The 12,920-nt window shown below is 70.2% G+C and carries 6 protein-coding genes; 1 reads left to right on the plus strand and 5 read right to left on the minus strand.

The window, feature by feature from the left end:
• Positions 1-32: 32 nt before the first annotated feature.
• From V3N99_13940 to V3N99_13950, 3 genes are all read right to left on the minus strand, one after another.
• A complete protein-coding gene (locus V3N99_13940) occupies positions 33-2,771 on the minus strand; it encodes a hypothetical protein (GenBank protein MEO3937841.1) in 2,739 nt (912 codons plus the stop codon).
• A gap of 71 nt (positions 2,772-2,842) precedes the next feature.
• Positions 2,843-4,009: a hypothetical protein gene (locus V3N99_13945; protein MEO3937842.1), complete on the minus strand. Its 1,167-nt coding sequence runs from the start codon at positions 4,007-4,009 to the stop codon at positions 2,843-2,845.
• On the minus strand, positions 4,006-6,318 hold the full coding sequence (locus tag V3N99_13950; protein MEO3937843.1) for a multicopper oxidase domain-containing protein: 2,313 nt from the start codon (positions 6,316-6,318) through the stop codon (positions 4,006-4,008). The genes V3N99_13945 and V3N99_13950 overlap by 4 nt, the downstream gene beginning before the upstream one ends.
• 508 nt (positions 6,319-6,826) lie before the next feature.
• On the opposite strand from V3N99_13950, the gene V3N99_13955 reads away from it, so the two are divergent.
• A complete protein-coding gene (locus tag V3N99_13955) occupies positions 6,827-7,159 on the plus strand; it encodes a hypothetical protein (GenBank protein ID MEO3937844.1) in 333 nt (110 codons plus the stop codon).
• Between the two features lie 18 nt (positions 7,160-7,177).
• Here V3N99_13955 and V3N99_13960 read toward each other — a convergent pair whose 3' ends face one another.
• On the minus strand, positions 7,178-12,340 hold the full coding sequence (locus V3N99_13960) for a peroxidase family protein (protein ID MEO3937845.1): 5,163 nt from the start codon (positions 12,338-12,340) through the stop codon (positions 7,178-7,180).
• A gap of 195 nt (positions 12,341-12,535) precedes the next feature.
• The gene (locus V3N99_13965; protein ID MEO3937846.1) at positions 12,536-12,916 is read right to left on the minus strand and encodes a response regulator transcription factor; all 381 of its coding nucleotides are present in this window, start codon (positions 12,914-12,916) and stop codon (positions 12,536-12,538) included.
• Positions 12,917-12,920 lie beyond the last annotated feature (4 nt).

A 12,920-nucleotide genomic window follows, 5' to 3' on the forward strand; every position in this document is an offset into this window, starting at 1 on the left:
ACCGGTGTCGTCCCCGGGAAGCCCCCGGTCGCCTAGAGGGTGATCTTGTTGAGAGCAGACGGCGGGCTGGTCCCCATGACTGCACCGCTCCCGTCGACGGCCCTGACCGTCAGCGGCTTCTGCCCACAGGGGGTGGCGTAGGTGCCTCCGAGGTTGCACGCCGGCGGCGGCATCCCGACCGCAGTGACGGTGAACGATCCCGGAGCGATGAGGGAGACGGTGAGGCCGGCGGCCCCCAGGGTTGCCGGGTCGAAGGTCGTCCCCGCCTCGGTGAGGTAGGGCATCAGCTTCATCGAGGCCACGGCGGGGTCGGTCGATGTCGCCGTGATCACCAGCCGTTGCTTCCCCGTCCGGTAGATGTTGTTGAGGGTGATGTTGGTCGGGACGAACGGGGCCACGACCACCTTGACCGTCGTCGGCGACGACGTGCCGTTGACGTTGGTCGCCGTCACCGAGAAGGTGTAGGTCCCCGCCGCCGTCGGCGTGAACTGCAGGGTCGACGTCCCGGCCGGTGTGGCCGCCGCAGGGGCCTGGCTCAGAGCCGGGGTCCCCGGGCCGGCCGTCTGCGCCCACGCCCAGGTGGGTGTCGGGTTCGACGTGCTCGTGGCGGTGAGCGTCACGAGGTTGTTGGCCGTGACGTTGTTCTGGTCGGCGATCGGGCTGATCGCCGGAGGCGGAGCCCTGGTGACGGTGATCGTCGAGCTGACGGTCGAGTCGCCGCACACGTTCGACGCGCTGAAGCTGACGTAGTAGGTCCCGTCGGCCAAGCCGGTCGCGTTGAACGTCGGTGTCGGGGTCGTCGCCCCGGTGAGGGCGCCGTTGAGGTTGGTGCCCCCGGCGGTCGTCCCCGCGGTCCACTGCAGCGTGACCGGTGTGGTGACCCCTGTGGCGAGGCTGCCCGAGAGCTTGATCGAGCTCCCGTTGGCCACCGAGTACGGCGCCCCGTTGAGGGTGGGCGACGTGCAGGTGACCGCCGGTGGTGCGACGCTGCTGGGCCAGGGGCTGAGGACCCCGGCCTGGGTGCCGGTGATGCTCTGGTACCCGCCGTAGGCGAGGAACGGGATGGTGTTGAAGTTGTTCTCGGGGACGGGGGTTCCCGGCACGTTCTCCGGGAAGATGTACTCACCGATGGGGGCGTGGTACTGCCCGTAGTAGATCCCGTTCGCGGTGGTCTGGGCGCCCGGTGTGCCGGGGACCTGGCTGTTGGCGTTGGGGATGATCGTGCCCGGGTTGAACTGCGAGAGGCCGGTGACGACCGCCCGCACCTCACGGGTGGGTGGGATGAACTGGCCCGCCGGCGGCGGGGTGCAGGACTTGGTGGTGGCGGCCGACGCCGTGCACGGGGGCCGGAAGCGCCAGCGCCCGCGGACCGCCCCGGTGGGCGGGCCCTGGTCGGGCAGGATGGTGCCCCACTCCCGGTCGGTCGTCGCCCCGGTCGTCGGGTTGATGTCGATGCCGTAGAGGCGGATGAGGCGGGTCTCGTCGGTCGCCATCCCCTCGAACTTGGTGCGGATGGCGGCCTCCCCGGCGCCGAAGACGGTCAGGCCACCGGTGCCGATGAGCGAGACCTCGATCGAGACGTACGCCGGGTCGACTCCGGGCTGCGTGTAGATGCCCAAGCTGGCGGTGATGGTGTGGGCCGAGACGTAGCCCCCGGCGCCGTCCTGCTCGAGGCTCCCCGCGAAGGTGACGTAGTCGCCGACCTCGAAGGGGGCCTGCTTCTGCGGGTCAGCGCAGGCACCGCGCGCGCAGGTGCCCGCCTTGACGTCGGCGGGGGTGTCCATCCGGAACAGTGTGTAGAAGGCGCCACTGATCGGCAGGGCGGGCTGGGGGGTGATCCCCGAGGTGTCGCTACCCGTGTAGATCGGTCGGTTGTAACTCGGGCACTGAGGGTCGTCGGGGTTACCGGGCACGTTGGGATCGGCCGTGACCCGGGGGATGCACATGGGGAACCCGGTCTCGGCGAGGATGGTCGGGTTGTCCTGGTCGACCTGGAAGCGGTCGTCGGGTGTCCCGGCGCGCCCGTAGCGGCCGCTGCCGGCGGCGCCGTTCTGGTCCAGCGCGGTCGAGTTCGATGGGTCGTTGATGCCCACCCGGGTGCCCGTGCCCTGGACACCGGGGCGACCACCGACCTCCATCTGGCCGTTGGCGTAGTCGATGTAGCTGATGTATCCGGTGCCGGAGTTGAGCTCCTGCTGGGTGATGTGGACGAGCCCGGCGATGTACCGGTCACTCGTGCCGTTGATCACCCGGTTGCCGATGACGTTGACCTCGTAGGTCGTCGGGGGCCTGGGGGTGTCGCCGAGGGCCATCCCGGTCTGGGTGGGGCCGTACGGCGAAGGCGCGTGGGTGAAAAGCTCCTGCCACGTGAGGGCGTTCGCAGGGAGGATGACGACGGTCTCCCGCGGGATGACCACGGTATGGCCGTTGACCACGAGCGTGCCGCCCGAGTGGGCGTCCGTCTCCGTGCCCTGGGTCAGGGTCGCCGACTGGATGAAGCCGGTGATGTCGAACTGGGTGCTCGAGGCCACCGCGGGGATCACGGCAGCGGGGATGGCCGCACCGAGGGCACCGGCTCCCCCGCCGCTGGCGGCGAGGGCGGCACTCACGGCCAGGATGCCGACCGCCGACCAGGCGGGCCGTCGCCGCCTGTGGGGCGGTGGGGGGGAGCCGTCTCCCCCGTCGCTGGGTGGGGCGGTGAACCGCCTACTGAGTATGTCCAGGTGTCGCACCATGATCGTCGCCTTCTTCTCCTGCGTGGGTCGAGTCATTCGTGGATGTGGTCGTGGTCGTGGTTGTGGTTGTGGGCCAGGAAGTGCAGGTGTCTCGCCGGACGCTTCGGTCACATCGGGCCGAACCCGAGCCCGAGGGTCTGGAGCGCCACCGTCGTGAGCGAGATGACGGCGAGCAGGCTGGCCGCGCGGCGGGCGGGTGACAGCTCGGGCAGCAGGCGCAGCCGGCTCCCCTCGCCGAGGCACGCGAGGGCCGCGAGCAGGGCGCCGAGCTCGAGCAGGCAGGACACGACGTCGGCCGCACCCACCGGCTCTCGAGCGCCGCCACCGGGCCCGAACGGCAGGCCGAGGACCCGCGACCACGCCCAGACGACGAGCGGGCCTCCCGAGACCAGCACGGTCAGCACGAGCTGGGTCGACCGGTCGGGTCGCCCGGGCCCCAGCAGCAGCACCGATGCCAGGGCCCCTTCGGCGAGGCAGAGGACGACGAAGAACACGCCCGCCGCCGGCCACTCGGCGAGGTGCTCCGGGAGCACGGCCGCGTGGATGACGCCGGTGCCGACGAGGGCCAGCGCGAGCAGCAGCCGGACGTCGGGTGCGAGACCGGCCCGGTCCTGGGGCTCCCACGGGGACTGCCGGAGGAACCGCCAACCGGAGTCACCCCCCCCGCGCCCCACGAGATCGAGCCGACCCCCCCGGATCGCGATGACCCAGATCGTGACGACGAGGTTGGTCACAAGGATGACCCCAGCACCGAACCCGAGGGCCCTGAGCTGGAGGGCCATGGTGGCGTGCTGCATCCGCTCCAGACAGTCCGGGCCGGAGCACATTCCGCCGTTCCCGGTCGTCATCATCACGTTCTCGCGGGTCTGCAGGACGTAGTCGTAGACCGCGCTGAGGGCCACCTGCATCAGACCTGCGACGGTGCCGAACGCGACCACGAGGAGCCACGAGATGAGGAAGCCGAACCGGCCGCGGGTCCTGCCGAGCAGGCGGCGTGCCACCTGCACGGCGACCAGGACCGCGAGCGTCGCGAACGGGAGCGTGAGGAGCGAGTCGCGCCACCAGCTGAGAAAGGGCTGCTGGGTGCGCTCGACTGCCCCGACGGCCCCACGCAGGACGACCATCCAGAAGGAGTTGGCGAGGGCGAGGGCCACCGCGAGCGGGACGACCGTGCCCCAGGGAACCCGGGCACGGGTGGACCGGGCCCCCGTCCCCGTGGTCGCGGTCGTCGTCACCCTGACGGCCGTGGGGGGACGGCGCGTGACCACGCTCATGGCGTGATCTCCCACCCGAACATCATGGCGTGGTCCTCGTGGGCGAGGTTGTGGCAGTGCGCGACGTAGGGCCCGACGAAGTCGCGGAAGCCGCGGTAGACGATGACCGACTCGCCGGGGTCGAGCGCGACGAGATCCTCGCGGGAGACGTCCTCGGGGTGCGACGTGTCGCCGCCCGCCGTGACGTCTTTGCCGTTGCGCATGACGGTGCGGTGTTCCTCCATGTGCAGGTGGAAGGGGTGGACCCAGCCACCACCGCCGTTGCGGATCTCCCAGAGGTTGAAGCTGTTCTTCGGCTGCTGGGCCAGCGGAGTGAGACCGGCGGGGTTCTTCAGGCTCGTGGCCACGGTGTCGGGGGTGAAGGGCTGGCTGTTGATGAGCCACTCGATCTCCCCGCCACCGCTGCCCCGCTCGACCTCGAAGATGCTGCGGTTGTCGAGCATGCTCTGCCAGTTGCTCGGCAGCGGCGGTAGCCCGCGCAGCGGCGTCATCGGGCCGGGCATCACGCTGTTGTCCGGGGCGACGTCGCCGATGATGATCTTCATGATCGGCACGACGTACTTCGGGTCCGGGGAGAACCGCGAGGAGTTGGACCACATCCGCCCGTCGGGCATCTTCATGACGTTGGTGAGGTAGATGACGTCGCCCTTGGTGGTGGGTGTGCCGTCCTGGTACTTGGTGAAGTCGACGATGAACTCCCGACGCTTGGCCGGCCACAGCTCGAACGAGTCTCGGGTGATGGGGAAGGGCAGCAGGCCGCCGTCGGAGGCGATCTGGGTGAACTGCATGCACTGCTGCGCGTCGGGGATCCGGTACTGGCCCTCGAGCTCGGTGCCGCCGTAGCCGAGCGACGCCGCCGACTTCGGGCCCTGGGTCGAGCTCATGAGCTTGAGCTCGTAGATGCGCGAGACGGACGCGTCGAGGAACCGAAGGCGGTACTTGCGCCGCTTGACCTTCATCACGGGGTACGCCGTGCCGTTGACCGTGAAGATGTCACCGACGAAGCCGTGGCTGGGCATGTGCTTGTAGAAGGTCTTACCCCACCACTCCGGGTGCGTCGAGGGGTTCTTGGCGGCGGGGTAGTCGCCGTTGATGTCGTGGATGTCGAGGTGGGTCGTCACCCCGTCGTCCAGGCGGGCGTCGAAGAGCACCAGGGGCACGTCGTAGTTGACGTCGAACGAGCCGTCGAGGTGGTTCTTGCGGACCCCCGGCAGGCGCAGCCCCTGCCGCTCGTCCCCCATGTCCATGCCGCCCTTGGGGTCGTAGATCGGGTAGATCCCGACCATCCCCTTGTAGACGTTGGCGCCGGTGTGGTCCATGCGGTGGTCGTGGAACCAGAAGAAGCTCTGCTTCTCCCGGTCGTCGTTCCCGGCGGGCCAGTTGAGGTAGAGGTTGTCCACCCAGGCCTGCGGCATGTAGCCGTTGTTGAGCGGCCCCCGCGTGCGGGAGTAGTGCGGGTTGCCGTCGCTCTCCGGCGCCGTGTGGGCGTTGTGGAGGTGGGTGAGGAACGAGTAGTCGGGGGAGCCGAAGTCCTGTCGGTCGAGGCCGAGCGGGTTCTCATCGAGGCGGTTGATGAAGCGCACCAGGGCCGGCTTGCCGTACTCCGCGTTGATCCGCGGTCCGGGGAAGGTGCCGTTGAAGCCGTAGATGGTGCTGGCGGGCAGGGCCCGTCTGGTGCCGGCGGCGTAGGTGTTGCCGGCGGCGTCGAAGGAGACCGTCGGGCGGCCGCTGGAGTTGATCGGCAGGACCTGGGAGGTCGTGAAGCTGTGCTGGCGCACGAGGCACTCGATCTTGTAGACGATCGGGTCGGGGCAGCCGATCTGGTTGGGCCAGATCTGGTGGCCCTCGTTGCCGATGGAGTTCTGCTGGTAGTAGGCCGGCCCGGGAGGCTGGGCCCAGGCGCTGAACTCCGACACCGGTGTCGGAGCCAGGGCCTGGGGGATCGGGAGGGGGTCCCGGAAGGGCGAGACGATGAGGGGGCTGGTCGGGAAGTCCTCGAGATAGAGCAGAGCGTCGCCGATCGCCGTCGACGCGGCGGCGAACGCCCCGTCAGCCGAAAGCAGGCCACGCTGGGCGAGGAACGGGACCCCGAAGCCCTGGGCCGCCGCGACGGCCAGGCCCAGGCCCCCTGCTGCACCGAAGCGCAGGAGGGTGCGTCGGGGGATCCCGATGACGGGCTCCGGGGACGGCGGGGCGAGGAGGTCTGACGGCGCGACGCTCGTCAGGTCCAGCTGACGCGGGAGGGCGGCCGACCGTGAGGTGGCGCGCTGCTCGCCGGGCTCGGACTCGTCGTGGTTCTTGACAGTCATGGCATGCTCCGTGTTGGTGGTGTTGTTGGAGTCGAGGCGGGTGTTCGCGACGCTCTCCGGCGGTCGTTCCGGTCCTGCATCAACTCGAAGCGTGGCCCGGGGGCCTTGAAAAAACCTTGAGCCAGAAGGGTTCTCAGCCCCGGCTCAACGACTGACCCGAGGCGCAGCAGCTGCCCAGCCCGCGAGCGCACCGGCTGCGGTCAGGCCACGCCGCGGTCTACTCCGTTCCAGCACTGGGCGACCCTGAGTCGCGTACTGTTGGTGCGAAGGGACGGTGGCCGTGACGACGAGACACTCGCAATATGGTGATCGGAGGCGCCCGACGTACGGGCGCCGACACCGGCTGCCTTCTGCCGCGGTCGGATCAGCCGTTCTCGCTACAGGGGTTCTTGCCCTCGTGGGACTCTTCGGGTGCAGCGCGACCCCGAGCGGCGGTACGCAGGTGCCTACCGCCGCCGGGAGGACAGCCCTCGGACGGGCTGGGGTGCCAACGGGATCCGCAGGACCGGTGTCGACGCCGCCCCAGGGCGACGGCAGCGCCGCCCCTGCTCCTTCACGAGGTGACGCGGACGTCGTCAGGATCGAGAAGTGCTGGACGACAGCCACGCCCACCCGCGGTGGCCAGCTGCTCGTCAAGGCCTCGAGCTCCGACCCGGCGGCCCACCTGCTCGTCTACGCGGGTGACGGCTCGCTCATCGGCGAGGTGCAGAACGGCGGCGGTGGACGCTACGGCGGGAGCGTCATGCCGTACCAACGTTCTGACCCGGGCCGGTGCGTCGTCAGGAGCAGCAGCGGCGGCACGTCGACCGCCCCCACTGGTGCGTTCCAGGCCGAGAACTGACCCGGCACAGCACGGCGGTCACTGCGCGGCCACGGCGTTGGATCGCGACGACGCCAGACCGATCCCGATGGCGTTGACCGCCCTCACCTCGAAGCGGTAGGTACCGGCCGGGAGGACGACGAACTGCTTCCGGACGGACGCCGCCACGGTGATGCTGACAGGTACCCCGACCGGGGTGATGCCGTCGGTGTCCATGAGCAGAGCGGTCACCTGGTACCCGGTGATCTTGCTCCCGCCGGTGCTCGTCGGGGCCAACCAGGTCGCGAGGGCGGACAGCTCCCCCCCGGGCAGCCCTGGTGCGGCATTCCCGATGATCGGGGCCGACGGCGGGGTGCGGGGGGCGCTCGCCTTGATACCGGCCGACGCGAGCGACTTCTTGCCCACCCCCGCGGCGTTCACGGCGCGCAGCACGAACGTATAGGTCACTCCGGCGGTCAGTCCTCCGATCGTCGCCTGCGACACCGGCCCCTGCACGGTGTCGGTGCGCACGAGGACGCCCGAGACGCGCACGAGGACGAGGTAGCTCGTGATCGGCGACCAGCCGTCGGCGCCCGGGGTCCAGCGCAAGGCGACCGACTGGTTGGCGCCGACACCCGTGACCCCGGTGGGCGCCGACGGCAAGGTGATGGGGACGACGACCGTCGAGGGCGGGCTGACGGTCGTGCCGGTGGCGGTGAGGGCCTGCACCTGGAAGGTGTACGGGGTACCGGCGGTGAGCGCCTTGACGGTCAGGGTGGTCGTCGTCGTCGGTAGGCCGACGACGGTGCTGACGACGGTCCCCCCGGTGGAGGTGACGACCGTGTAGGAGGTGACCGGCGAGTCCGTGCCCACCGGGGGGGCCCACGCGAGGAGGGCGCTGGCAGCGCCGGGCAGTGCCGACGTGATCGTCGGCCACACTGCCACAGGCAGGGTGGCGACCGTGACGGTCTGGTCGGAGAACTTCAGCTTCTCGATGTTGAAGAGGGTGTCGCTGCCGTCGCTGACGAGCTGGCCGATGACGTTGGGACCCGTCTGGGTCACGGTGACCGTCCCCCCCGCGACGGTGACGCTGTAGTTGCCGCGCGGTCCGGTGTAGACCGCGGTGTCGACCGATGACGCGTCGTTGGTCGGGCTGGTGATCTCCCGGACCGTGACGAGATCTCCGGGGTCGAGGAGCCCGGAGCCCACGGCCTGCTGGAGCGTCATGCCGTCGGTACCGGGCCCGAAGGTGCCAGACGTCGCGGTGTGCTCGATGAGGTCGGTGGTGCCCGTCTCGGTGGAGGCGTCAGCCGGGTTCGTGCGCACGCTGATCCGCACGCTGAGGGCCCGGTCGCCGTCGATGATGTCGTTACCGCCTCGGCCCGCGATGGTGTCGCTCCCGGCCCCGCCGAGGAGGATGTCGCCCTCGCCCCAGATCGGGCCGGAGAGGGGACAGGAGCCTGCGGCGGACCTGGCGACGACCGCGCCCAGGTCCCCGGTCAGGGGCTGGGGGACGATCGCCCCGAGGCCGGCGATGCGGTCCACCCCCGCCTGGTCGAGGACGTCGCAGCCGATGAAGCCGGCGCCACCCACTGTGCGTGGGACCACGTCCGTGCCGCTGATGACGTCGTCGAACGGTGAGCCCGAGTCGCCCTCGACCTCCTGCCAGCGGTCGCGGTTGGCCGTGATCGGGATGGGCAGCCCGGCCTGGGCGTTGTTGATGTTCATGTCGTCGCTGGCCGGTGCGGTGTCGAACTGGTGGATGGCCCAGTCGAAGCCGCCTGAGCCGATGTTCTTGTCGATGCTCGAGGTCTGCGCCATGATGTCGTCCCCGCCCTCAGCCTGGTAGTCGTTGTCTCCCGTCTGGCCGATGAGGACGTCGTTGCCGGGTGAGGCCTCCCCAGGGTCGTTGAGGAAGGGTGCCCCGTGGTCACCCTGGAGCAGGTCCACGCCCTGGCCCCCCTCGATCCAGTCGTCGCCACCGTCACCGAAGACCGTGTCGGCACCCTGGCCGGCGATGATGAAGTCGTTGCCCGGGCCGCCGAAGGTCTCGTTGTCGTTGGCGCCGCCGTTGATGAGATCCTGGCCGTCGCCGCCCAGGAGGATGTCGTTGCCCAGGCCGCCGTCGAGGTAGTCGTTGCCCGGTCCGCCCTTGAGGACGTCGTTGCCCGACAGGTCGGTGATGATGTCGTTGCCGTCGCCGCCGAGCACCACGTCGTTGCCGCCCCCACCGTCGAGCACGTCGTTGCCGGCGCCGGCCCAGATGGTGTCGTTGTCGTTGCCGCCGTAGACGCGGTCGACGCTGGAGGTCCCCTGGTAGACCGCCTGGCCGTTGACCCCCGGCCGGTCGACCGAATTGGTCTGCCGGTACTGGATGGTCCCGTTGGGCTGGCGCAGCAGGAGCAGGTTCTCGTTGCAGTCCGTCGTCGAGGGGTCGTCCGCCACCGATGAGCCGAGCTGGGTGAACCCGGCTGGTGTCCCGGCGAGGTGCGCGAGGTCGAAGCGGCAGTCGGCCGTTGCGAAGGAGTCCGCCTTCAGGGAGCGGGTGTTGTCGGTGTTGCGCTGGACGAGCTCGGCGAAGGAGTTCCCCTCGAGCTGGCTGCGCAAGTTGAGGCCGGCGGTCCGGGCGATGTAATAGAACCGGTCGCCGTCCTGCAGGCCCTCGAGCTGGCTCTGGAAGACGTAGTTGAAGGTGCTCCCGAGCAGGCCCCCGAAGACGTTGGTGACCTCGGCGAGGCCACCGACCCACAGGTCGACGTCGTCGACGCCCGTGGTCGTGACGCCGTTGGCGCCGTTCGACCACGCGGCGGTGCCGAGCATGAAGTCGGCCGCGTCGGAGGGCGGGGAGTCGGAGGGCCCCGGGCTGACGATCGCCCGGGCGGCGTTCCGCTTCGCCGTCACCGTGGTGGCCGCGAGGATCGACGGGTGCCGGCCGTAGGCCGCGACGAAGTTCACGAGGGACTCGGGGTGCTTGAGGTGCTGTCCGAAGTCGCTCCAGCTCGTGTACGGGGTCAGCTGACCGTCGGAGGTGCGGGCGAACAGCTGCCGGCGCACGTCGTTGAGCCGGGGGAGGCCGGCGTCTCGCCCCCGGGCGATGTTGAGCGTCGCCAGGTCGAGCGGAAGCCCAAGGAGGTTGTTGCGCAATGTCTCGGTGACGAACTCGTCGAGCTCGTTGCCGACCTGGCTGGATGATCCCATGACGATGCTGCCGGCCGCGGCCTCCGGGGTGAGCGTGCCGGTCGGACCCCCGTCGAAGTACGCCGGGGGGTTGAGGAAGGCGCCGAGAAGCGGGAGCGAGGTGTCCGTCTTGGACACCGTGCCGTCGGGGGCGACCGTCTCGACCCGCCGAGCCACCGTGTCGTTGAGCATCGAGTGCCCGAAACGGTAGACGGCAGAGGCGAACTCGGTGGAGATAGCGGGGTTGATGTCGGGGGAGTAGGCGTGGAAGGGCTTGATGAGCGGCTGCATCTTGCGCGCGAACTCCTCGAAGACGGTGTGCTGGTACTCCATCTCGGTGACGTACCGGGCGGCCTGGAAGAGGCGCTCCCCGTAGCCGTAGCCCGAGCCGCTCGAGGTGTCCTGCCAGGCGGCCAGGGCCGCCGCTCCAGCGGCCGAGGTGTCACCGCGCAGGGTGGTGTCGATGTCGGCGACGAGGCGGTCGTGCTCGGAGTGGAAGACCTGGTGCACCGCCGAGAGCGCGATGTTCTCGTTGCACCGTCCGTCGCCGCAGGCGAAGTGGGCATTGAGCATCTCGTCGTCGTAGGTGCCGCGCGGCTGGTGGGCGAAGTCGGCCGACGGCGTGTTGTCGGCATCCGGCACCGGTGCCACAGGGGGCGTCGCCGGGTTGTGGTCGGTGTCCTGCGGGCTGGGGTCGGCGTTGTGGGCGATGTCGGTGAGGAAGGGGACGCCGAAGTGCAGGACGTTGGAGGGGACCGGAACCGGGTGCGCGGTGTCGCCCTCGACGAGTCCGGTCGCGGTGACGTACTGCGGCAGGCCGCGGGCCGGCCCGGGGATGAACTTGCCGTAGGGGTCCGAGGCGATCATCGGCACGTCGGTGACGTCCACGTCGACGAGGGCCAGGCCGAGCAGCTGGGCCGCCTGGGCCTTGACGGAGGCCCAGGTTGCCAGCCCCGTGCGCCCGTCGGGAGACCCGGCATACGTCTGGCCCGGGCCGAGGCCGCCGAGGAGGCGGCCCGTCGTCACGGGGTGGCCCGCCGCGTCGCGGGCATACTCCCGCAGGAAGACCTGGTGGGAGGAGTGCGAGGCGTAGGTCTGGCTCTGGTCGACCCAGGGCGTGTCGGTGTTGAGGGCGTCCGTCACGTCGTCCGCGGTCCCGAGGATGCCATCGGGCCCGGGCTGGTTCCGGGCCCGGGTGAGCACCATGAAGCGCTGGCTCGCTGGGAGGTCGTCGGCCGTCCCGACGAGGTGGTCCGGGCCGGCGATGAGCGGGTCGTCCGACCGGAGCGGGACGAAGATCGTCCCGCCACCCTTGACCGTCTGGTCCACGCCGTGGTCGAAGAACTGGCCGAAGAAGGTGAACAGGCTGTTGTACGGCGGCGAGAGACCCACGTCGGTCGTGACGTTGGGGATGAAGAGGGTCTGGTGCGAGGGCGTGCAGCCGTCGGGTACGCCGGCCACCGGCGGGACCGCGTCGAGCTGCGGGTCGGTCGTGCAGGGTACGGCCGTCGCGCCCGGGGTCTGCGAGCGCACGGGGTGGGCAGCGGCGGCGAGCGCAGCCGGGTTCGTGCTCGTCTGGTCGACGATCAGGTTGCTGACGACGCGAGGCTCAGAGTCGACGACGACGTTGCCCACGGACTTCTGGGCGTAGGACGTCGCCCCGGGGGGGCCGACCGGGAAGGCGGCCGTCACCGGTTCGGCGTCGCGGAAGGCCGGGGTCGTGAGGCGGGGGAAGCTGCCGTCTGCGGCGGCGAAGCCGGCGTTGCCGGTCTTGAGGTTGTTGCAGGTCCCGTCGACCGTCCGCAGCCCGTACGGCGTCAGCACGTCAGGCACCTGCTCGGCGTCCGGGATGCCGTCCCCGGGCTGGTTGAGCAGCGTCCCACAGGGGTTGGCCGGGGTGCGGGTCATCGTGTGGCGCTCGGCGATCTTGATCTGCCGAAGGACGTAGGCCAGGTCACCTGTCGTCACCGTGAATCCCTGCCCGACCGGGGCGGTGGACCCGTGGGCCGGTAGTGCGGCGGCCTGCAGGATCAGGGAGATCCCCACCAGCGCCGTGGTGACCGCCGCGCGAGGGCGCGATGGACGAGGAACCCGCCGAGTGGGTCGCCGCATGGCTTGCCTGCCTTTGACCTGGGTGAGATGAGGACGCCCCTCCACGATGACGACCCCACCTTGGAGATTCCTTGTGCCCAGGCGGTGTGACCGCGCGTGCGGGGCGGGCTCGAGGCGCCCCGGGTCGGCTCAGGAGATCGGGTTGCAGGAGCTGGCCGAGAAGGCAGCCCGGATGTGCTCGAGGAGGACCTCGGGCGCTACGTCCTTCAGCAAGAAGCTGTGTGCTCCCGCCTTGCGGGCCTCGTCCTCGGCGGACACCCGCCAGGTGAGGACGACCACCCCAGTGGCTGGCAGGAGCCGACGGATCTGGCGGGTCGCCTCGATGCCGTCGCCCCCGGGCATGGTGACGTCGAGGATGACCACATCGGGAGATGTGTCGAGAGCCATCGTGACGGCTGTCACACCGTTGTCGGCCGACCCACAGAGCACGAGGTCGGGTGCGGAGCTGATGGCCAGCTCGAGACCGAGCCGCACCATCGGATGGTCGTCGGCGAGCAGTACTCGTATCATCGGG

The sequence above is a fragment of the Dermatophilaceae bacterium Soc4.6 genome (genome assembly GCA_039889245.1).
Lineage (GTDB): Bacteria > Actinomycetota > Actinomycetes > Actinomycetales > Dermatophilaceae > Lapillicoccus.

What these genes read in the sequence shown, in the direction of transcription:
- V3N99_13940 (MEO3937841.1), bottom strand. Translation starts at nt 2,771, where the DNA reads ATGACTCGACCCACGCAGGAGAAGAAGGCGACGATCATGGTGCGACAC.
- V3N99_13945 (MEO3937842.1), bottom strand. Translation starts at nt 4,009, where the DNA reads ATGAGCGTGGTCACGCGCCGTCCCCCCACGGCCGTCAGGGTGACGACG.
- V3N99_13950 (MEO3937843.1), bottom strand. Translation starts at nt 6,318, where the DNA reads ATGACTGTCAAGAACCACGACGAGTCCGAGCCCGGCGAGCAGCGCGCC.
- V3N99_13965 (MEO3937846.1), bottom strand. Translation starts at nt 12,916, where the DNA reads ATGATACGAGTACTGCTCGCCGACGACCATCCGATGGTGCGGCTCGGT.